Genomic DNA, 20,328 nt, shown 5'->3' on the forward strand with positions numbered 1-20,328 from the left:
GGAATGAATTTAAGAGTGAAGATTAAGCGATTGAAAGATGTGGAATTGCCACGATATGCAAAGCCTGGAGATTCGGGTTTCGATCTTGTAGCAGCAGAGGACACGATTATATGGCCGGGCGAAACAAAGGTTGTACAAACCGGATTAGCTTTTGAGATTCCACCAGGATATGAATTACAGGTGCGCCCGCGTAGCGGCATGACGCGTAATACAAAGTTGAGAGTTGTTCTTGGAACGGTGGATAGTGGATATAGATCAGAGGTAGGTATTATTGCAGAAAATATGGGAGAAGAAGCTTATGAAGTGACGCGTGGAGACAGAATCGCTCAAGGGGTAATCGCTCCAGTAATGACAGCTTGTTTTGTTGAATCAAATGAATTGAGTGAATCAGAAAGAGGGGGAAGTGGTTTTGGGAGTACAGGGATCCGATAAAAGATTTAAAGAGTGTTGCGTATGCGGGGAGGTTTTCAAGACCAAACCGAGTCATTGGGAGAGAAGGAAAGCTTGTAGTAGAAAATGTGATAACAAACGAAGAGAAACGATGTATCTAGGTAAAGATAATCCTAATTTTGAAAATAGAGGAGAAAAAAATCCGTTATTTAAAGGTGGAAGAAGAATAAATTCTCGTGGTTATGTACTGGTTTATCACCCAGAACATCCTAACTGTGATCAGGACGGATATGTGATGGAGCATCGTTACATAATGTCCCTGCATTTAGGAAGACCCTTAGAAGCTTGGGAAGTTGTACACCATAAGGATCATAACAAACAAAATAATAAAATATCTAACTTAGAAGTTATGAGTTTAGCAGATCATACAAGACTTCACAATGAAGAAAAAGAGATTATCAGGTGTGAAAAGACAGGAAGAATATTGGGTATAAACGTCATAGCGCCAGTAATAACAGCGCATTTTGAAGAAGCGGACGAGTTATCGCATAGCGAGCGTGGAACAAATGGATACGGATCTACTGGAATAAGGGGAGGTAAATAAACAATGGCATATCCTCGTGAAGAACAAGAAACAACTCTAGTTTTTGACAACAGTACAAAGGAGTGGATGGTTTACTCTACTGTTCCGAAACACATTCGAAAACTTAGTAATCTATGTGAATTACAGACCTTAGAAGAAGAGGACGGAAGACCAATAGCGGTAAAAGGTGCACTGCAAGAAAAACAAGTCAGTATGAAACAGGTTCGTGTGATGTCTGAGGAACAAAGACAACAGGCTGCGGAACGTTTAGCGAAAGTTAGAGAAAAGTAAGACAAAATTTGAATTTTGTAAGAAATGAGGATATAAAAATGAGCATATATGCAGAAGATTTTACAAATGCAGTAGTTATTTCAGGTGGTAAAAAGTATAAGATTTCTAAAATAGAAACGATTGACCTATCAGAACAAAAGGAAAAACCAGAGGGAATAATTCAAGTAACTCATGTCATAGAAGGGTTCGATGTTCCAATATACTTCATTATCGACAATGAAGATGATTCATTTACATTCGGTATGTATGTGGGTCAAGGAGTGCCTTTGCTGGTAACTGTTACCGATGAAGAAGTGTTTGAAAGAGCTGTTCAATTAGTAGCATCTTTAGAAGACGAAGAAAACTAAACAAAAGCGTTATTTTGGAGGGAAAATGAATAATGGAAACATATTTTACAAGCGATACACATTTTTGGCATAAGAACATCTTAGATTTTGAAAACAGACCTTATCAATCTGTTGAAGAAATGACTGTAAATATGATTGATAAATGGAATAGCCAAGTTAATGAAGATGATGTTGTGTATCATTTAGGGGATTTGTGTTTAGGTAGTTTTGAACAAACAGTAGATGTTTTAAAACAACTTAAAGGAAAGATTTTATTAATAAAAGGAAATCATGATTTTTCTAAGCATTACAAGAAGATTAATCAAATGGGATTGCTCCATGAGTATCACGAAGTTGGAATTACTCTTAAACATCAGAAACAACAAATGTGGTTAACGCATTATCCTTTTGAAATTGGATTACGCCCTAGAAAATGGTCAATTCATGGACATATACACGGGGATGAATCAATGTTTGATAATCAAATTAATGTCGGAATAGACTCTCCGCATTTTAAGAACAAACCATTTGGAGAATTAATAACGATTGATGAACTATACAAATTAATGATGGATCGACTGCCAGCAATCGAAGAAAAGTACATTAATCAGAAACAAAATAAAACAAAATAGTTATTTGGGAGAAAGGACGAATAAGACATGGATGAAATTAAGTATCGGATTTATGGTAAAGAAAATCGAATCATGTATAGCTGGGAAGAAATACTTAACTTTGATAGCTTAAAAGACACGTTGAAGAATGGTGGAAAAGAAAATCAATATTATTCTCCATTGTTGAGATACACAGGCTTAAAAGATAAGAACGGAAAGGAAGTTTATGAGGGCGATATTTTAAAAGAGAAAGACATTATTACTGAAGTCGTTTTTCATGACTACCAATGGAAAGAAAAATTGATAAGCAGTCCACGTAATCATTTGAAAAATTATTTTCCGTTTAGAGATACATTACCTTTTACAGCAGAAGTACTGGGGAATATTTATGAAAATCCAGAGCTACTAAAGAAATAATACAAAATTCTTATTTGAAAAGGAGAATAAAAAAATGAACAAACAACAAAAAGAAAAAATGGTAAAAGAAGCTTATGAAAAATTCTTGTATACAATCGGACTTGCTTGTACGAATGGGAGAGAAAAATCAGTGGCAATCACAAATGCGGAGACTGCGTATCTGTGGGCAAAACATTCATTAGAAAAAACTAAATAAAAGATTTATTTGGAAAGAGTTCAGCCCCTAACGGTGCGCTGCTAGGGGCTGAATCTTGAGAACTTTTATTAAAATTACATGAGGTTGATCAGTGAATGTAACTATTGATCTCTCGCATTATAACACTAGGTAAATCAAAAGTACAACTCAATATTTGCATTTAGTGATGCAGGATATGGAGGGGATAAAATGACATACTCATCAATCGAATATTGTAATCAGTGCGATAAAGAAATAGCGTTTTGTGATTGTGTTTGTAATGAATGTGGTGGCGATTTGCATGATTGTGAATGTGAAGAAAAATAAACAAAATCATTATTTGAGAGAAAGGAAGGGATGATATGAAGTTCGGAGTTTTAAAAATTGAGGATGTGCTAAAAGTATCTACTGAAAGTGAATTGTTAGTCATGGATGGTATTGTACGGAAAATAGGGATTATGAGAGAAGAAGAAGGACGGAATCCAGACCCTAAATATTATGTGGTTAATCAAGATGAACCATATGCAGAGGAAGTCTTAAATATCATAAAAAAACATGAAGGTGAAATATAACAAAATCGTTATTTGGGAGGTAATTGAATGATTTATTTAATTAGTGTTCTGTTGATTTATATAACATGGTTACATTATCGGATTACGAAAATGACTGAGCGTTTGAATACGCATGTACGTATGTTCAGTGATGTTTGGGGAGAAATATATAAAACTAAATAAAAATTGTTATATGGGAGGAAAAAGGATATGAAATTTTGGGCGATTGCTTATCAATATCAAGAAGATGTTTTTTTTGATTTTGCAAAAGAGGATGACACGATGGATTTAACTGAAACATGCTTTTTACCTACAGAAGAGTTAGCTAAAAGTATCATTGGCGAATTGTTAAATAGTCATGATTATATCCCTGTAGAAATTGAATTAGAAACATTACAGAAGAATGGGATTTGGTCTTACACAAGAGGTCGAGTGGAACGTTGGGACGAGGAGTAAAACCAAACAAAAACGCTATTTTATTAGAAAAGGAGAATGAAAATGAATAGAGTGACTATTAAATTTGGACAAGGTATAACGGCGTGGAAGGATGCACAAGAAGTATTAAAAATACTACAAGAAAAAGGTTACAAAGTACAACCCTACGAAGAAATCGGAACTGTTAATTTAACTAAGGAAATTAAAATGGAAGAAATATTAGTACAAGGAAACATAACTGAAGATTTAAAAAGATTAGGGGTTAATGCTATACGAACATACGGTGACGAAACAACATCATATCAAGTATATGAAGTTTCGGATGAGGATTTTAAGATACTGAGTGATGATGCAAGCAAAAGAGATACGGATGATGGTCATTGGGAAAGCGGCGGTTGGCGTTGGTGTGAGGGAAGTAATCAAGGTATACCGAATGTCACGATAACAGTTAATAATCAAAGGCTATTTTGTTGGGCGGAAGAAGTTAATGACGGTGAGGGACCATATTTTAATGATTGGCATGTTAATTTGCTAGAATATCTCGATATAGAAAAAGGATGTACATCTTTTAAAAATGTATGTGCCTTAACTAAAGATCTAGCAAAACATAACAATATGACAATGGCTGAATTATTCAGAAAGTATCAAGGGTGGGATAAAGAAAACTAAACAAAAACTTCATTTTAATAGAAAGCGAGGATATAAGTTGTTCAAACGTAAAAAGAAAACAGGCCGTATTAATAGTAGAAAAACAGTTGCACTAGGAATTGAGTTTGATAGTAAAACAGAAGCGGAATATTACCTATTCCTAAAGAGTAATCCTGAGGTTGTTGGAATTGAACTGCAACCTCAGTACATGCTCCTTGAAGGGTTTTATATTACTACACGAGAGGGCAAGCGAAAGAAACGAAGGGACTGGAAATTCACAGCAGATTTCCTTGTTACTTATAAAGATGGAACGCAGGAAGTAATTGATGTTAAAGGATACGCTAACGATCGCTTTCCATATATGAAGAAGATGTTTGAATACCGATATAAACAGGAATTAGTGGTTGTTATGAAGGACAAGCAGAAAGGTTGGATAAGAAAATAAAGGGAGCTGAGTAGATGATTCCAAAATACAAAGGTACAAGAGAATTTATGCTGCACCGTAATGAAGAAGGTTTTGGAGATAAACAACGCGTATGGAGTTTCGATGTATTTACGTACAAGGAGTTAATGGATCATTTAGATGATGGATGGAGAATTCACGATGAAGAGAAACGTATAGCAGCGTTCTATAGGAAGACAACAGCTTAATGGATAGTGGAACCATGACTAACAGTGTGGTGGGGGCTGTATTGTAGTCATCGTTCCCTTATTCAACAAAGAGATAGTAAAATTTCACGTACCTGATGTGAATGTAAAAACCAAAATACGAAATAGGGGGATTCCTTCATGGAGAGACAATTAACATTATTACCGGCAATCGATAAGGAAACAGAAAAGAAGGTGCAGAAAGAAGTAGTAAGCATCTTAAAGGAGTACAGAGCATTGAAGGTGTGTTCTGAGAATAAAGCAGAGCAACAACAGGAAGGAATCAGTCTATTCCCTGAAATTCGTGATACAAAGCATGTTAATCAGATTAAATTAAGACAGGTTGAGAGGGCGTTAATGCATAGTTTGGATGAGGATGAAGTAAAGATCATCGAGATGAAGTATTTAAGTAATAAGAAACTGAAAGACGACTTCATTTATAATGAGTTACTTATTAAGAAAGATGCGTTTTATGAGAAGAAAAAGAATGCCATTCGATTGATTGCTACAGCTTTAGGAATGATTTAACCATAAAAAGTAGGTGTAAATATGAAAACGTCAATAGGTGATATAACTTTGAATCCTAGAATTAAATGTTTCTTTTTAGGACATCATTGGATATTCAATTTTAAAGAAACTAAACACAAGTGTTCAAGATGTGGAGAGTTGAAATATAAACAAAAAACACCGAGAAAATCCCGACAAAATAGGGGATAAAAAGGGGGAATTTTGATAATGAAATCAACGGTATTCTTAATGTACAAGCCCTTTGACAACCGCATATCGAAGAGGATTAGTACACCTATCAGTGAAACGTTCTTATGCGAGAATGTCACGGCAACGTATACCGCATAGTAGGGCGGGCAAGGCGGTAAGAACCCGCAAAAGACGAAAAGACCAATGAATGTATAACAATGACATATTCCAGTGTGGCGGGTGTGAGATAACTCGCATTCGTCATGCTGTTTCTAATTTATATTTACCATTCAGCTCAGAAGCGTCCTCTGGGCTGATAGTGAATATAAGTGTCTATTACTCTCTGTTATTTGTTTCTGGAAATGGAATGGGGTGGTTTATTTATGATTAAATGAACATCGCGTTTATTGAAAGAAAACAAATATTAAAATAGGCATCTTCTTCACCAATTTGGACGAAATGATTTACACTTTCAACGAATTACTCACATCTTTCGTTAGGCAAAGAGTTCCACTCTTTGTTTGAGGTAGTACAGTGGAATGGACACTTCCATCTAATGCATGTACTGCTTCAAACAAGGCGTCGGAAGAAACCTCCCATCCCCTTTAATATTTTTATAAGCTATAAAAGAGCTGTCACTTCGGTGAGGGCTTTTTGTTTTTTGTAAACCAGGAATTAGCAGATCAGCTTGTATCGTATGTTAGTTCCGGGTTTAGAGAGAACAATTTTCTTTGTTATATAGAAATTACACATTAAACGTAGATTTGAACAAAATGGACATTTGGGTAGGAGGATGAATTATTAATGGCTAAGAACAAACTTACTATTAAGGTGGATGCCGATACAACAGAAGCGTTAAAACAAATGAAGGAAGTAACTGAAGCTGCTAATGAGTGTGTGGGTGCATTGGAGAAGTTAGAAAAGGCTATGGGTAAATTTAGATTTAATAGAGAACCGATTAGATTTGATATTCCTACATCGTTTGTTGGAAGTGAAATCCATCAAACAGCAGATGCCGTTAAGTTGAAAGTAGGAAAACTAAATATTGATTAAACCAATAGCAATTATCGTAGGCGCTACCGTGATCTGGGTGGCGTCTTGTTTGTTGTTAAGGAAAGATAAGGGGTAATAAAAACATGACTAGAGAAGAAATGATTCGATTCGTCATTGATGGTGGAAAAGAGTTTGGAGAAGATTACACTCTTAAAGGATTAGAGAAGATGTCTGATGAGGAATTGAAGAAACAAGTTGAATGGGTGGATTATCTGTTAGGTAAGTAAGGAGTGAGGAAATGGATTGGGTAGACTTCTTCGGGATTCTAATATGGATAATCATCCTTCGCGTGTATTATCGATATGTTACAAAACAAACGAACACAACGAACGAAAATAGATAGTAAAACGTCCGTTATGGGTGTACTTATCCAGAATTGTATTTGTTCACAATTTAGACATATTTAAAACTCTTATTTCACAACTCTCTATATGTTCGGTTTACATGTACGGAAATTAAATGCTATTATTAAGTTATAGTTAATTTACGGACACTTAAACGGACAAAAGGGGAGAAATGGAATGATTCTTGGATATGCTCGCGTATCGACACAAGATCAGAACTTAGCAAGGCAACTCAAACAATTGAGTGATTATGGATGTGATTATGTGTTTGAAGAAAAGGTTAGTGGGGCTACAACAGACAGACCTGAGTTGTTACGTATGTTAGACAATCTGCGTGAAGGTGATGTAATTGTAGTGACTGAATTAGCACGTATTACAAGAAGTACACAGGACTTATTTAAACTTATAGAAACAATTAAGGAAAAAGGCGCTTCTATTAAGTCATTAAAAGATAATTGGCTTGATACTACAAGTGATAATCCATACAGCACTTTCTTACTAACTGTAATGGCTGGTGTTAATCAGTTAGAACGGGACCTAATTCGAATGCGACAACGAGAAGGTATTGAACTGGCTAAAGAACGAGGCGTTTATAAAGGACGTCCCAAAAAGTACGATGATGATAATCCAAATATGGAGCATGCTTTAGAACTACTTGCAAACAGAAAGGAAAACAAGTTTACAGTTAAAAAGATATGCGAAGTTACTGGTGTGAGCCGTACTGTTCTTTATGAGAGAGCAAAAGAAAAGGGGATTATGTAGGAGGGGAAAGGGATGGGAGAATTAAAGTTCATGAGTTTAGATGAGTTTAATAAAAAAATACACAATCTCGACAGTGGTGTTTACTTAATTACAGATCATAACAATCAGATTGTTTATGTAGGCAAAGCTTTTAAAATAAAAACTAGAGTTCTTGCTCATTTTAACGGATATTCCAATACCAAAGACTACTCACACTTATTTAATAAAGTGGCTTATATACTAGAGGATAGTCCTTTAAAACGGTCTTTGTTAGAGATTACTTATATGATTGAATATAAAACAGTATTAAATAAAGAGGTTCAAGAAGAGTTCCCTAATTTATATACCGAATATATTAAAAGAATTAATAAAACATATAGTACAGTTGTTATGCAACGGGAAATCGATGAAGCTATGGAACAAGCAAAGGTTGAAGATGTTGTTAGAGATTTAGAAAAAGAAAAACAGTTAACGAAGCAACAAGAAGAACAACGAATTGAACAGGAAAAACAAAGATTAGAAAAGGAAAAGAGACAGAGATTTGCAGAAGAAGTACGCGAATTACAAAATAAAAGAGCTAGAGAAAGAGATAAATTTAAAAAAGATTTATTGAGGATGGTTGGTGGGAAAGCTATGTTTTATGAGGTTATCTCATTGCTAGACAGCGGATATAACCCTCATGTGTTATCAAGAGCATTGAATATAGATTGCCAAACGATAATTACAATTAAAGAACATAGAAAAGAATTTAAAGTGCCACGTAATCATAAAAGAATGATTAAGCACCAAGATATAATGTACTCGTTAAATGGCAGGGAAGATAAAGGTAATTCAAGATTAAACCATTTACTTTAAAGTAGCGAATCCGCTGCTTTTTTATTTTATAAAGAAAAAAGCCCTACCTGGGCTAGATGCTTTTCTTCATGCCGCATTTACGGCACTCTCTTAAATAGATGAAATCTTTAACGGAACTCTTAAACGCGGTATTTCCGCAATTATCACAGCGACCGCTGATTTTGTCAGGAAGTTCTGTGTATGTGTATATCTTGCTTAGATCGTACTTTTGTTCATGTTCTTTATTTTCCATTCGTTTCACCTACATATCAATCTGGATTAATACAGCTTTACCATAATAACATGAAGCGTTCGTATAATGGATGTTTTTAAATTTACAAAAAAGAACCTGCAAACCTGCAGATTCTCCTGATAATGATTTATGGAGCAAGACCCGAAAACATAATACAATAATTCGAAAATGAGTTCAAGTAAATAAAAAGAACCCGCTGGAGTTCGGGTCCTTTTCATAAGTGATGATGTATTCTCCGTTTGGGAACTGAGAAAAACACAAAAATATAATACATCGAGTTTTAGAGAATTTCAAGACTAAATTAGGGATTACCATGAGGGGGAGTTATAACGAGTTTCTTCCTATTAATATAGAAGGTGGTGGGTGATGTGAAGTGAGTAGAAGAAGTGTAGAACGAGATAAGGCGTTTGATATTTATAAAGAGCACAATGGTAAAATAACTAATCGTAAAATCGCTGAACTGCTATCAACATCTGAAAAAAATGTATCTGAAAAAACAGTGGGTGGATGGAAAACGAAAGATAGTTGGGTGAAGAAATTAGACGGAGTACTCCATGAAAATAAACGGAGTACTCCATCCGAAGAAGTGGAGTACTCCGAAAGAAAGAGTAAAGGTGGTGCTCCGAAAGGAAATCAAAACGCAATAGGAAATTCGGGTAACAAGAACCCTAAGTATGGTAATAAAAACGCTGTTGGTCATGGCGCCCCTGCTGGTAATGATAATGCAGTTAAACATGGGTTATTCCGTAAAATAATTCCACAAGATGACGAAAAAGCAGTGGAATTATTGGAAGAAATAGAAAATGAAGATCCATTAGCTATGCTATTCAACATGATAAGGCTCAAATATTTCAATATCTTAAATTCCCAACGAATTATGCATGTTCGAAGTGAAAAGGATAAAACAAAAGAATTATCTAAGGTTAAATACTACCTCAAGTTTGAAAAAACAGAAGATGGTGAGTATATAGAAGAAATCCCGGTGGAAAAACAATGGGATGTACAGCAAGCTTGGGATAAACAAGCGAACCTGCTTAATTCTCTTTCTAGGGCTATGAATACATTAACCTCAATGATAGCTCGTTTTGATAAATTGGCCCATGCTGATGATAAACGTAGATTAGAGTTAGAACAGATGAAAGCTACTCTTGAGAAAACGAAAGCTGATACTGCTCGTATTAAGGGTGAAGATGGTGATGAGTACGAAGACGACGGTTTCAAAGAGGCGTTAGAAGGTAAGGTAGAGGAAGTGTGGGATGACCATGACGACAATTCCGAAACGTAAAAAGAAACCTGCTCCATTCAAATTTAAGCCATTTTCCAAGAAACAGCTGAAAGTATTAACCTGGTGGAAGCCTAACAGTCCCGTTAAAAATTATGACGGGATTATTTGCGATGGTTCCATTCGTGCCGGGAAGACAGTATCAATGGCTCTATCCTATGTTATGTGGGCGATGGAATCATTCGAAGGCGAAAACTTCGGTATGTGTGGTAAAACGATTGGTTCACATCGTCGTAATGTTATAACACCGCTTAAAAAGATGCTAAAGTCTCGTGGATATAAGGTTAAGGACCATAGAAGCGAGAATATGCTTACCATTACTAAGGACGGTGTAACAAACTTCTTTTATATTTTTGGTGGTAAAGATGAAAGTTCCCAGGATTTGATTCAGGGTAGTGATGCCCTCCACTATAGTAATATGGTGGCAAACATCGGGCAAAATCGGCAGACGCTAAGTCTTTGGTATTTGCGGGTATGACATTGGATGGTATAATATATTTATACTAGAAAGGGGTGTTATACTTGCAAGATTTAACAGGTCAAGTGTTTGATATGATTACAGTCTTAGAATTTTCTCATAAAACTTATGAGAATAAGAGATACCGTTCTTTTTGGAAATGTAAATGCGAATGCGGAAAAGAGTTTGTGAGAAGAACAGACCAAATAAAAACTAAACGAGGGTATAAGAGCTGCGGTTGTTATCGAAAGATGATTACAAAGAAGCTTTTTGAAGAAAATAATCCCAATAAAACTCACGGATTGTCGAATACACGATTGTACAAGGTGTACAGAAAGATAATAGAACGTTGTTATTACGAAAAATACGAAGAATTTCATTTGTATGGTGGGAGAGGTATTAAAATGTGTGATATATGGAGGAATGATTTCACGTCTTTCTACAATTGGGCAATGGAAAAAGGATATAATGATCAATTATCTATTGATAGGATTGATTATAACGGAAATTACGAACCTAATAATTGCAGATGGGCGGACAATATCACACAAGGTAATAACAAACGTAACAACATCGTGTTAACTCACAATGGTTTAACTATGACTTTGCCTGAATGGGCTAGACATTTAAATCTCCCGTATTCAACATTAGCAAATAGAAGAAAGAAAGGTAAGACTGTAGCAGAAATATTAGATCCTGTTAAAAAGAGATAAGTGAATGCCGAGGTAAACAAGTAGATTACGAAAGGCTACTTGTCACCGTAGAGCGTAGAGGGTGAATAAATATAATCCCTCCAAGAGTGCCCGACAGCCAATATAGGTTGTCTTTTTTATTGGTTGAAAACGTACGCCGAACTTATAGGAAACTATAAGAAGCAGAGGATAAAAAGCCACTGCGATAACAATTAGATCACTTTAGCGGGATGTTTCTTTGATGAAGTAGTGCTTATGGTTCGTTCATTTGTTAACCAAGCAACTGGACGTTGTTCTGTAGAAGGTTCAAAAGTATGGTTTAACTGTAACCCTGGCGGGCCATATCATTGGTTTAAAACCGAATGGTTAGATAAAGCGAAAGAAAAGAACTTACTACACATTCGCTTTACTATGGATGATAATTTATCGTTGTCTGAAAAAGTAAAACAGCGTTATTACAAGATGTATAGCGGCGTTTTCTTCAAACGATATATATTGGGACTTTGGGCAGCTGCTTCTGGGCTTATATTCGATATGTTTGATGAGGATAAACATAAAGTTCCTACAATCGAAAGGGAATACGTTGAATACTTTGTCTCTTGTGACTATGGTACGCAGAATGCTATGGTATACGGCCTATGGGGTAAGTGCATCGAAAAAGGTAAAGAAGTATGGTACAAAGTGAAAGAGTACCGTTATAGCGGTAGAGAAACAGAAAAGCAGAAAACAGACCAGGAATACTATGAAGACTTCGAAAAGTTTGTAGGAGATTTGCCAATCCGTGGTACTGTAGTTGACCCGTCCGCTGCTTCATTTATAGCTTTATTAGTTAGGAATAAACGAAAAGTATATAAGGCCCGAAATAATGTTAAAGAGGGTATTGGTAATGTTGGTGTTGCGCTTAACACGGGCATTATTTATTTTAACGACTGTTGCAATGAAACATTTAAAGAATTCGCTTCTTATATATGGGATGAAAAAGCAATTCAACGTGGTGAAGATAAGCCTCTAAAAGAGAATGACCACCACATGGATGAAACAAGATACTTCATTAACACAATAATATTTGGATTGCGTAAAAAGAAGAAAAAGAAAAGAGGTGAAGCAGCTTAATGACGAATAAAAGGAGAGTAAGTGCGAAGGTAATTAAGGCAGCAGGAACAAATACTCAAGTGTTATCACGCCAGCAAGAAAGCGAGAATGAAAAGTACGCCGTAAATGGCATTATTGAACCACCTTATAGAATAGAGGACCTGCAGCAAATCAGAGAAAATAGTACGATTCTTGGTCAATGTATCGATGCATACAAGCGAAATATAGCTGGATTTGGTCATGAAATGAAGTATAAGCAAGAGGACGACAAGGAAACTCCTGAGATGAAGGCGGAGTGGACGCTAGTTGATACAGAAATTATACCTTTATTTAGTTTCGACAAGCCATTCAAAGAGATTCTTGAAACTGCTATCGATGATAAAGAGACGACTGGCAATGGTTATATTGAAGTGATTCGTAATTTAGAGGGAAAACCTGCTGAACTAATAAATATGTTGCCGCAGTACATGCGAGTAACACGTAAAGACGACGAACCTCAAGAAGTAACGTATTTAGTTAACGGAAAAGAAATCAAACGAAAGAAAAGATTCCGTCGCTATGTACAACGGGTAGGAGCAGTAGATACTTACTTCAAGGAGTTTGGTGATCCGCGTTTCTTAAATAAAGAGACTGGGAAGTTTTCCGAAAAGTCTTTAGGAGAGAAAAACGCTACTGAAGTAATGCATCTAAAGATTGGTAATGGTCCTTATGGCATTCCGCGATGGGTATCACATGTTGTTCATATGGTCGGTGCTAGGAAGGCGGAAGAGTTAAATCTTCGTTATTTCAAGCAGGGCAGACATATTCCCATGGCTATTCTATTGAAGAATGGTATTTTATCAGAAGAAAGCGAAGCAGCACTTACCGATTATGTTTCAAATGTTGAAGGTGAAGATAATCAACATAAATATTTAGTACTGCAAGCGGAAAGTGATGAGGAAGGTATAGTTGGAGAAGCGCGGCCTAATATAGATATCGAATTGAAATCATTAGCAGATATCCTGCAAAAAGACGCTCTATTTCTTGAGTATGACGAGAAGTCACGCCAAAAGGTACAATCAGCATTCCGTTTACCAGACGTGTACGTTGGGTATATTCGTGACTTTAACAGAGCGACTGCCGAATCTGTTCGTGAAATTACAGAGGAGCAGGTATTTGAGCCGGAGCGTAATAACTTAGAGTTCATTATTAATAATGTCCTGCTGCTCCCATATGGATTAAAACACGTATATGTGAACTTACGTAAGTCAGAGATCAGCAACACGGAGGATATGGTTAAAACTATCGAGGTACTTGCTGATAAGGGTGGATTAACATTCCAAGATGTACGTAATATCGCTGGTAATATGCTAAATAAAGAGTTCTCAGATTATGATATTCCTGAAATGAATGAGCCAGTTGCTTTAGTTTTAGAAAGACATCGTAAGGTAGGCGGTTGGCAAAAAGGTCTAGGAGAAACGTTGCAAAAGTCAGCAGATAGCAATTCAAATGAGGATTTAGTCAATGTAATGAAAGACTTACGTGACTTACTGGAGTCGATGCAAGATGCAGAAGATTGATAAGTTGCTAGATTCATTGAATGAGTGGATTGAAAAGGCTGATACTGATGATTTCACCTCTTCATTACCTGCCGATCTAGAAGTATTGGACATGCTACCTGGTTATGTTGAGGATTTCGAAAAGGAAATTGCTAAACTGCTTCGGAAGCAGAAGAAGTACTTTATTGATGGGATTAAGAACTATACGAAAAAGGATGCTGTAAAGAAGGGTATCAAGATAAAGGATATTATCGACTTTGTCACTGGTAGCCTATTCGGAGCAGATACCTTCGCTAAAAGCTTAAGTAAAGCAGCTAGGAAGTTTCTTAATTACACGATGAAAGATATGACGAAAGCTTTTATGGATGCAATTGACCCGGATATCCAGTTTAATATCTTCTCAAAACGTACTACAAAATGGATTGATAGTTGGTCTGATGAATTAGGTAAGATTATGAAGATTAACTCTCATAAAGCAGTAGAACGTATTTTAAATGATGGATTGGAGAAAGGGAAAGGCATAAAAGAAATAGCAAGAGAACTTGCGAAACTTCCGGAATTTGATCGGAAGAGAGCGAAGACTACAGCGCAGACAGAAGTACTCGCTGCATGCTCTGCCTCTCAATTTGAGTCATACCGCCAATCTCCTGCTGTTACTGGAAAGAAGTGGCGTCATAGCGGCGCGAAGAATAACCAACCACGTGACAATCATGTGGCGTATGACGGTACAACGGTGCCAGTAGAGGAAGAGTTTGAACTGCCTGGATCTGGTGAAAGATGTATGTTTCCTCGTGATAGCTCGTTAAGTGGTAAAGAGAGAATAAATTGTCATTGCGTTCTTAGTCCTGCAGTAGACAATAACATATTAGGTCTATCTGAAGAAGAGAAGCAGAAGATTAGGGAAGAAACGTTGAAGGAGTTGAGTAAGTGATGGATCATATTGAAATATATAACAAAACAATGAGTGACCTGTATATGTCTCTTAATAAATATTTCGGTTTGAAACCAATGGAGTTTAATGGGTTCTCTGTAAATGACATAAAAGAACTTATTAAACATCAAGATACAATAACCCATTGTAGTTTATTGACTACTGATTCTGTTGACGCTGATGAATATGCGGAAGAATATACATTACTAGTTCGTTTTAAACCGAATAAAAAGAAGCGGATTAACCCTGATATTTACAAGGATTCAGATTCTGATGCTTCAGAAGTATATGTGAAAACAGATAAATTCGGTTGTCCTTTACAAACATCTAAACCAGAAAAAAAGTTTGCACTTGAATTTGATGAACCGCCTGCACTTGTATTCATTTCTCATGATGGTAAAAAAGATGATCTTTATATAAATGGAAAAGGAGTTCAAAATTGGACTGCGGTTAAAATCGATTCTGCCATTGATAAATATACCGAATATGATTTGAGTTTATTGGCATTGAAACCTAAAGATGAATCGAAATAGTACTGAAAGGAGGTGAACAAATGAAAAAACGTAAGCTGAAGAACTTGCAGGTTTCACATGTCTCTTTTGTAGAGAATGGAGCAAACCAACGCAAGTTCTTTTTAACGAAATCAGAAGAACAACCAAACTTTGAAAAGCCTGTGAAGGTTATTAAGTCCGATGATGAAGAGAAACGCCTAGTATATGGAATCGTATATGAACCGGATGTAATTGATGCCCATGGCGATTTCGCTGACGAGAAAACAATCGAAAAGGCAGCACATGAGTTTATGCTCAAGTACCGCCAAATCGATAAGAATCACGACTTTGTAGCAGGAGTAGGAGAAGTTGTTGAATCATATATTGCACCTGCTGATATGGAGCTTAATGGTGAACCTGTAAAGAAAGGTACATGGATCCTTACTACGAAAGCAGATGAGGAAACATGGGAAGCTGTTAAAAAAGGTGAGTTTCAAGGCTATTCTCTTGCAGGAGTTGCTGAAACAGAAGTAATTGAGGAAGAAGTAATGAAAACTGAAGAGAAACAAATGAAGTCCTTCTTCCAATTGATGAAGGGCTTTTTTAGTGGAGAAAAAGTTGTGAAAGGTGAGGTTAGAGATAAATTTAACCAGAATAAACACCGTCGTGACGTCAACGCCTCTTTCTCTGCATTAGAAGATACTTTCTATCAATCTCTTTGGAATGCTCCTACTGCTGATGCTATCGACTTAGATCGTATTGAAGCAGCTGCGCAAGAGTTTATTGAGATTATCAACGAGCTAAAGGGTACAGAAGCAGTTGTAAAAGCATGGAAAAATAAACCCGTTATCTCTCTTGCTGAAGAAGTAGAAAAAGCAGGTAAGAAAATCAGCAATACAAATATGGCAGATATCGATGCTGCTATTGAGTCATTAACAAATCTAAAAACACGCGTCACACCTTCAACGGAAGGCGCAGGAAGTGAGGAAGATGGTATGAACCAAGAACAATTAGAAAAAGCTCTAGAAGTTGCTGTAGCACCTCTTAAACAGGAGCTAGAAACAGTTAAGAAACACTTAAATATCGAGCCAGAAAAAACACCTGAGGAACTTGCAATTGCTAAAGCGGTTGAAGCTGCTACCGCTCCAATCCTAAAGGATTTAGAAGATCTTAAAAAGTCTCAAGGCATCAGCAACCAACAAGATACAGATGTTCATACAAACGTACAAAAATCTACTGGCGGTTACGCTAGACACTTTGGTAACTAAGGAGGAAACATATATATGAATAACGGACAAATTATTGCAGGTGGTTCTACAGAAATCGTTTTAAAAGATGTAAACGTACCATTACCACAGGCAGAAGCAGAAGCGTTTTTACGCGATACGATTAATAAAGCTACAGTATTACCTAAATTAAAACCGTACTACAAGAAAGCTCCTGCTGGTAATATCGATACATTAAGTGTTGGTAAACGTAAATTGCGTGAAGCGTCTAAAACTGATACGCCAACTGGTGTAGGTTCTATCGCTTCTGGTCAAATTCCTTACGCTGTTAAGAAAGTTAAATGGGATGAATGGATTCAAAATGATGATGTATGGTATGCATTAGCATCTCGCGGTCAAAACGTTGAAGATGTAATTATCAGTATGATTCAAGATCAATTTGCTGTTGATTTACAAGACTTAATTTTTAACGGTGATACGACTTCCGCTGATCCATTCGTTAAAATTATCGATGGATTTGTTAAAAAGGCTAAAGTATCTACAAATAAAACGGATTTAGCTACAAACGACGTAACTATTCAAGCGTTTGTTGACCATGTAGCGGTACTTCCTGATAAATTTAAAACACGTAATGACATCGCTTGGTTCATTACACAAAAAACACACGACAAGCTAATGTCTCTATTAACTACTCGTCAAACTAACTTAGGTGACGCAGTATTAATTGATGGTAAAGTATCTAAATTGGCGGGTTATGATGTTGAAATCGTACAAGAAATGCAGTCAGGATTTGCAATGTTAACTCCACGTGAGAACTTAAAACCTGTATTTACTCGTGACTTACGTTATAACCGTACTGCTCAAGGTGCTACTGCTGCTGCTAAAGATGCAACTTACCACATCTTATTTGCTTACTTAGACTGCGTAATCCGTGAAGTTGATGCAGTTGCATGGATGACAGGTTCTAAGCTATAAGAATAGGAGGCTAGAATAATGCCATACGTACAATATAAAAATGAGAAGGGCGTTCTTCATATTGGTGAAGGACGTTTTTTTCATGCGGGAGAACCACATAAAGTTACAGCAAAAGAACGTGATGAATTATTAGATGTATATGAGGATCTGGAGGAAGTAAAAGAACCATCTAAATCTAAAGTATCAGAAGCAGGTGAAGTGAATGCCTAAGATTCCGAAAGATATTGGTAAAGGCGGCGCTTATTTAAACACTGATTTAGGTGCGTTATTAACTTCAATCGTTGATGATTTAAACTCATTAAAAACGCAACAAGATGATTTAAAATCAAAATATAACCAGCACATTAACGATGGTAAACATCGTGTTGCTACTGTTGTAGATGCAGCTTCTCCAAACTCGACAGTAAACTCTACAATTACAACAACTAAATAAGGAAGTGATAAGTATGGCACTTATTACTGCTCAAGAATTAATAGATTACACTGTATTGCCTGAAGTGAAAAAACGTCCTGTTCCTTTATTGGAGCAGGACATACTTGAGGCAGATACAGAGATTTATAATCTATCAAAAATAGATTTTGGTGATAAGACGAAATATCCTGAGATTCCAGCAGAAGTGAAGTTAGCGTGTAAAAAGTTAGCGCAGTATTATGCTTCAATAAACAGTGATACAAACGCTATGAAGGGGATTAAGTCTGAAAGTATCGGCGGCGGTGATTACTCCTATACAAAGGATAGCGCGAGTGTAACGAAACCTTCTGTTTTGTATCTCCTGCAGAAATTCATGAATCATAAAGGGAAAAATAAAGTCACCTTCAAAATGAGGGCAATTTAATGTCTTTGCAAGGGATGTTTGTCCACGAATGTGATATTTATCATTTGCAGAAGGAAACAAATCCTGGGAAGTACGGGCAACCAGGAGAAGAGGTTTATTCATACAAAGATAATCCTGATATAGCAGAACAAAGCTGCTACTTTGCAGAAAATGTAGCGATTGCTAGACCAACTGCAATTCAATCTGCACCAAATCAATTAAATGAACAGCATACACGAGTATTATTTATGCCTGGTACAGATATAAAACATAACGACAAGGTAATCAAGAAGAATACTAATGTCGTTTACTATATACGCAATCCCTTTCCGGTAGTGCATCCACTTACTGGTGAGGTTTCACATATAAAAGCCACTGCGGAGAGGAAGAGTGAACCATGGCTAGCCAAATAACGACTAGAGGATTCCGTGAGTTCAGCGCCAAGTTGAATCGTATGGCAAATGGATTAGATCAGAACGTTGCCTTATGGCTTGAAGCTAGTGGATTTCAATTTTTAGAGGAAGTTCAGAACCAAATCATTTCACTAGCAGTTGTCGATACGAGAAGGCTGCTCAATTCGTTTGATAAAGGCGGAGATGGAAACGTATGGCGCTCCTCTGATGGGGGTTTAGTTTTAGAAGTTGGTACAAATGTAGAATACGCTAAACTTCAAAATGATGGGTGGCAGCAGGTAAGGAGATTCGTCCCAGGAAGATGGGAGGGTCATAATTTCGAGTATGATCCGCATGCACCTACTGGAATGATGTTAACTGCTAAATTCATAGAAGGTCGTCCCTATTGGGATAATGCTATCGCTATCTATGAGCGTATGTTCCAGACTGCATTTGACCGCCAGTTCCGACAATGGGTACATGGAGGTTAGGATATGTACGCACAAATACATGGATCTATGAAGGCTTTTGTCTTCGATAACCTGCCGCAAGGTACATTCGCTTATCATGAGCAGGTTCCGGAAGAAATAAAGATACCTTCAGTATACTTTCCGCACTTATCAACGAATGATTTGAAAAATACAAAGGATACATTCACCTTACTGCACACAATGACAGTGAGGTTTTTTAATGCAACAACAGAAGAAGCTATGGAGCTATCTGACAGAATTGCGAACTTAATTCGACGCAGCGGTTACACATTAAGTCTTCGGAATGAGGATGGAAGTGAATCGACTGATACCGTCTATTTCAGAAGAGTGACTACCGCCCCAGTTGAGGTAGGTTCTGCTCAATTAACAATGATTTTTGAATACGAACAAAGTTATATCAATTAAAGGAGAGTGTAACGTATGGCTGAAACGCAAACGCCTACTACTTCAAATAAGATGTACCGCGGTGACGAGTTTATTTACGCGGTAGTAATCCCTGACCCAACCGACCCATTAAAAACTAAACTGATTCGTCCGTTTGACCAAACTGATTCATCTCATTCTATTGAAGCGGATGAGATTGAAGCAGAGTCAAAGGATAGAACAATTTCTGATTACGGAAAAGTAACAGAGACCCGTTCTTTTGAAGGAATTGTTTCTGAAGGAGATCCATTTGTTGAGGCAGCAAAGAAAAAGCTACGCAATAAGGAATACATTGAAATCTACGAAATTAACAAACGTACATTAAAAGCTGAAAAAGGAACTTACATGATGACTTCTTTTGAAAAATCAGCATCTACTGGTGAATTTGCGACTTACTCTTTAGAGGCTAAGCTTTCTGGAACTGTAAGTGAAGAAACATTAACTGAAATCCCTGCAGGGGCTAATGCATAAGAGTGGTTTTATACCGCTCTTTTTAAATTTGAAAATAACATCCAATTAAAAGGAGA

Annotated in this window: 31 protein-coding genes and 4 pseudogenes; 34 read left to right on the plus strand and 1 reads right to left on the minus strand. The window is 36.6% G+C overall.

All coding sequences use genetic code 11. The features are described 5' to 3' along the window. Positions 1-3 precede the first annotated feature (3 nt). The 18 genes and pseudogenes from dut to QCI73_RS30945 form a co-directional block, all read left to right on the plus strand. On the plus strand, positions 4-432 hold the full coding sequence (dut, locus tag QCI73_RS30285; RefSeq protein WP_200730686.1) for a dUTP diphosphatase: 429 nt from the start codon (positions 4-6) through the stop codon (positions 430-432). Further along, the gene (locus QCI73_RS30290; protein ID WP_200730685.1) at positions 404-994 is read left to right on the plus strand and encodes an HNH endonuclease; all 591 of its coding nucleotides are present in this window, start codon (positions 404-406) and stop codon (positions 992-994) included. Before dut ends, QCI73_RS30290 begins: the two co-directional genes overlap by 29 nt. 3 nt (positions 995-997) lie before the next feature. Beyond that, the gene (locus QCI73_RS30295; RefSeq protein WP_200730684.1) at positions 998-1,264 is read left to right on the plus strand and encodes a hypothetical protein; all 267 of its coding nucleotides are present in this window, start codon (positions 998-1,000) and stop codon (positions 1,262-1,264) included. Between the two features lie 38 nt (positions 1,265-1,302). Further along, entirely contained in the window at positions 1,303-1,611 is a 309-nt protein-coding gene (locus QCI73_RS30300) for a hypothetical protein (protein WP_200730683.1), read from the plus strand. A 32-nt stretch (positions 1,612-1,643) separates the two neighbouring features. After that, on the plus strand, positions 1,644-2,222 hold the full coding sequence (locus tag QCI73_RS30305) for a metallophosphoesterase family protein (protein WP_353824167.1): 579 nt from the start codon (positions 1,644-1,646) through the stop codon (positions 2,220-2,222). Positions 2,223-2,249: 27 nt separating this feature from the next. Further along, the gene (locus tag QCI73_RS30310; RefSeq protein ID WP_086876980.1) at positions 2,250-2,618 is read left to right on the plus strand and encodes a YopX family protein; all 369 of its coding nucleotides are present in this window, start codon (positions 2,250-2,252) and stop codon (positions 2,616-2,618) included. A 34-nt stretch (positions 2,619-2,652) separates the two neighbouring features. Continuing rightward, on the plus strand, positions 2,653-2,814 hold the full coding sequence (locus QCI73_RS30315; RefSeq protein WP_001041610.1) for an Acb2/Tad1 domain-containing protein: 162 nt from the start codon (positions 2,653-2,655) through the stop codon (positions 2,812-2,814). Positions 2,815-3,155: 341 nt separating this feature from the next. Continuing rightward, on the plus strand, positions 3,156-3,365 hold the full coding sequence (locus tag QCI73_RS30320) for a hypothetical protein (RefSeq protein ID WP_200730681.1): 210 nt from the start codon (positions 3,156-3,158) through the stop codon (positions 3,363-3,365). Positions 3,366-3,554: 189 nt separating this feature from the next. Beyond that, positions 3,555-3,800 carry a hypothetical protein gene (locus QCI73_RS30325; protein WP_200730680.1) on the plus strand — a complete coding sequence of 82 codons (246 nt, stop codon included), beginning with the start codon at positions 3,555-3,557 and terminating at the stop codon, positions 3,798-3,800. A gap of 42 nt (positions 3,801-3,842) precedes the next feature. Further along, a pseudogene (locus tag QCI73_RS30940) lies at positions 3,843-3,965 on the plus strand (DUF8088 domain-containing protein); the annotation flags it as partial. Positions 3,966-3,986: 21 nt separating this feature from the next. Then, positions 3,987-4,448, plus strand: coding sequence for a hypothetical protein (locus QCI73_RS30330; RefSeq protein ID WP_200730743.1), 462 nt, complete (start codon positions 3,987-3,989; stop codon positions 4,446-4,448). Positions 4,449-4,485: 37 nt separating this feature from the next. Continuing rightward, positions 4,486-4,872 carry a DUF1064 domain-containing protein gene (locus QCI73_RS30335; protein ID WP_200730746.1) on the plus strand — a complete coding sequence of 129 codons (387 nt, stop codon included), beginning with the start codon at positions 4,486-4,488 and terminating at the stop codon, positions 4,870-4,872. Between the two features lie 14 nt (positions 4,873-4,886). Beyond that, complete coding sequence (locus QCI73_RS30340; RefSeq protein ID WP_200730742.1) at positions 4,887-5,078, plus strand: hypothetical protein; 192 nt, start codon at positions 4,887-4,889, stop codon at positions 5,076-5,078. 138 nt (positions 5,079-5,216) lie between these two features. After that, positions 5,217-5,603 carry an ArpU family phage packaging/lysis transcriptional regulator gene (locus QCI73_RS30345; RefSeq protein ID WP_048528579.1) on the plus strand — a complete coding sequence of 129 codons (387 nt, stop codon included), beginning with the start codon at positions 5,217-5,219 and terminating at the stop codon, positions 5,601-5,603. A 972-nt stretch (positions 5,604-6,575) separates the two neighbouring features. Further along, positions 6,576-6,824 carry a hypothetical protein gene (locus QCI73_RS30350; RefSeq protein ID WP_200730741.1) on the plus strand — a complete coding sequence of 83 codons (249 nt, stop codon included), beginning with the start codon at positions 6,576-6,578 and terminating at the stop codon, positions 6,822-6,824. An 83-nt stretch (positions 6,825-6,907) separates the two neighbouring features. Further along, positions 6,908-7,051, plus strand: coding sequence for a hypothetical protein (locus QCI73_RS30355; RefSeq protein WP_200730740.1), 144 nt, complete (start codon positions 6,908-6,910; stop codon positions 7,049-7,051). A gap of 294 nt (positions 7,052-7,345) precedes the next feature. Next, positions 7,346-7,930 (plus strand): recombinase family protein, encoded by a 585-nt coding sequence (locus QCI73_RS30360; protein ID WP_200730739.1) that lies wholly within the window; start codon positions 7,346-7,348, stop codon positions 7,928-7,930. Positions 7,931-7,942: 12 nt separating this feature from the next. Beyond that, a pseudogene (locus QCI73_RS30945) lies at positions 7,943-8,332 on the plus strand (GIY-YIG nuclease family protein); the annotation flags it as partial. 484 nt (positions 8,333-8,816) lie between these two features. Here QCI73_RS30945 and QCI73_RS30370 read toward each other — a convergent pair. Then, entirely contained in the window at positions 8,817-8,996 is a 180-nt protein-coding gene (locus tag QCI73_RS30370) for a DUF8096 family protein (RefSeq protein ID WP_234449425.1), read from the minus strand. A 373-nt stretch (positions 8,997-9,369) separates the two neighbouring features. Here QCI73_RS30370 and terS point away from each other — a divergent pair, with 373 nt between their 5' ends. The 16 genes and pseudogenes from terS (at position 9,370) to QCI73_RS30450 (ending at position 20,272) form a co-directional block, all read left to right on the plus strand. Continuing rightward, on the plus strand, positions 9,370-10,281 hold the full coding sequence (gene terS, locus QCI73_RS30375) for a phage terminase small subunit (RefSeq protein WP_200730737.1): 912 nt from the start codon (positions 9,370-9,372) through the stop codon (positions 10,279-10,281). After that, positions 10,253-10,672 (plus strand): annotated as a pseudogene (locus tag QCI73_RS30380) (PBSX family phage terminase large subunit); the annotation flags it as partial. The gene terS and the pseudogene QCI73_RS30380, both read left to right, overlap by 29 nt. A 119-nt stretch (positions 10,673-10,791) precedes the next feature. After that, the gene (locus QCI73_RS30385; protein WP_353824168.1) at positions 10,792-11,448 is read left to right on the plus strand and encodes a hypothetical protein; all 657 of its coding nucleotides are present in this window, start codon (positions 10,792-10,794) and stop codon (positions 11,446-11,448) included. Between the two features lie 195 nt (positions 11,449-11,643). Further along, positions 11,644-12,540: pseudogene (locus QCI73_RS30390) on the plus strand (PBSX family phage terminase large subunit); the annotation flags it as partial. Then, the gene (locus tag QCI73_RS30395; RefSeq protein WP_200730735.1) at positions 12,540-14,078 is read left to right on the plus strand and encodes a phage portal protein; all 1,539 of its coding nucleotides are present in this window, start codon (positions 12,540-12,542) and stop codon (positions 14,076-14,078) included. The pseudogene QCI73_RS30390 and the gene QCI73_RS30395, both read left to right, overlap by 1 nt. Beyond that, the gene (locus QCI73_RS30400; protein WP_200730734.1) at positions 14,065-14,988 is read left to right on the plus strand and encodes a phage minor head protein; all 924 of its coding nucleotides are present in this window, start codon (positions 14,065-14,067) and stop codon (positions 14,986-14,988) included. Before QCI73_RS30395 ends, QCI73_RS30400 begins: the two co-directional genes overlap by 14 nt. Beyond that, on the plus strand, positions 14,988-15,521 hold the full coding sequence (locus tag QCI73_RS30405) for a hypothetical protein (RefSeq protein WP_353824169.1): 534 nt from the start codon (positions 14,988-14,990) through the stop codon (positions 15,519-15,521). The genes QCI73_RS30400 and QCI73_RS30405 overlap by 1 nt, the downstream gene beginning before the upstream one ends. A 20-nt stretch (positions 15,522-15,541) precedes the next feature. Next, positions 15,542-16,747: an XkdF-like putative serine protease domain-containing protein gene (locus QCI73_RS30410; protein ID WP_200730733.1), complete on the plus strand. Its 1,206-nt coding sequence runs from the start codon at positions 15,542-15,544 to the stop codon at positions 16,745-16,747. A 15-nt stretch (positions 16,748-16,762) separates the two neighbouring features. Beyond that, positions 16,763-17,680, plus strand: a complete 918-nt coding sequence (locus QCI73_RS30415; protein WP_200730732.1) for a phage major capsid protein — start codon at positions 16,763-16,765, stop codon at positions 17,678-17,680. Positions 17,681-17,698: 18 nt separating this feature from the next. Beyond that, positions 17,699-17,890: a hypothetical protein gene (locus QCI73_RS30420; RefSeq protein WP_200730731.1), complete on the plus strand. Its 192-nt coding sequence runs from the start codon at positions 17,699-17,701 to the stop codon at positions 17,888-17,890. Continuing rightward, entirely contained in the window at positions 17,883-18,113 is a 231-nt protein-coding gene (locus tag QCI73_RS30425; RefSeq protein ID WP_200730730.1) for a hypothetical protein, read from the plus strand. The genes QCI73_RS30420 and QCI73_RS30425 overlap by 8 nt, the downstream gene beginning before the upstream one ends. 13 nt (positions 18,114-18,126) lie before the next feature. Further along, positions 18,127-18,516 (plus strand): protein YqbG, encoded by a 390-nt coding sequence (gene yqbG, locus QCI73_RS30430; protein WP_200730729.1) that lies wholly within the window; start codon positions 18,127-18,129, stop codon positions 18,514-18,516. Then, complete coding sequence (locus QCI73_RS30435) at positions 18,516-18,908, plus strand: DUF3599 family protein (protein ID WP_200730728.1); 393 nt, start codon at positions 18,516-18,518, stop codon at positions 18,906-18,908. Before yqbG ends, QCI73_RS30435 begins: the two co-directional genes overlap by 1 nt. Then, positions 18,893-19,378: an HK97 gp10 family phage protein gene (locus QCI73_RS30440; RefSeq protein ID WP_061184900.1), complete on the plus strand. Its 486-nt coding sequence runs from the start codon at positions 18,893-18,895 to the stop codon at positions 19,376-19,378. The genes QCI73_RS30435 and QCI73_RS30440 overlap by 16 nt, the downstream gene beginning before the upstream one ends. 3 nt (positions 19,379-19,381) lie before the next feature. Further along, the gene (locus QCI73_RS30445) at positions 19,382-19,783 is read left to right on the plus strand and encodes a hypothetical protein (protein WP_200730727.1); all 402 of its coding nucleotides are present in this window, start codon (positions 19,382-19,384) and stop codon (positions 19,781-19,783) included. Positions 19,784-19,798: 15 nt separating this feature from the next. Then, positions 19,799-20,272, plus strand: coding sequence for a phage major tail protein, TP901-1 family (locus QCI73_RS30450; protein WP_200730726.1), 474 nt, complete (start codon positions 19,799-19,801; stop codon positions 20,270-20,272). Positions 20,273-20,328: the final 56 nt, after the last annotated feature.

The organism is Bacillus cereus group sp. MG16, assembly GCF_040459875.1.
Lineage (GTDB): Bacteria > Bacillota > Bacilli > Bacillales > Bacillaceae_G > Bacillus_A > Bacillus_A paranthracis.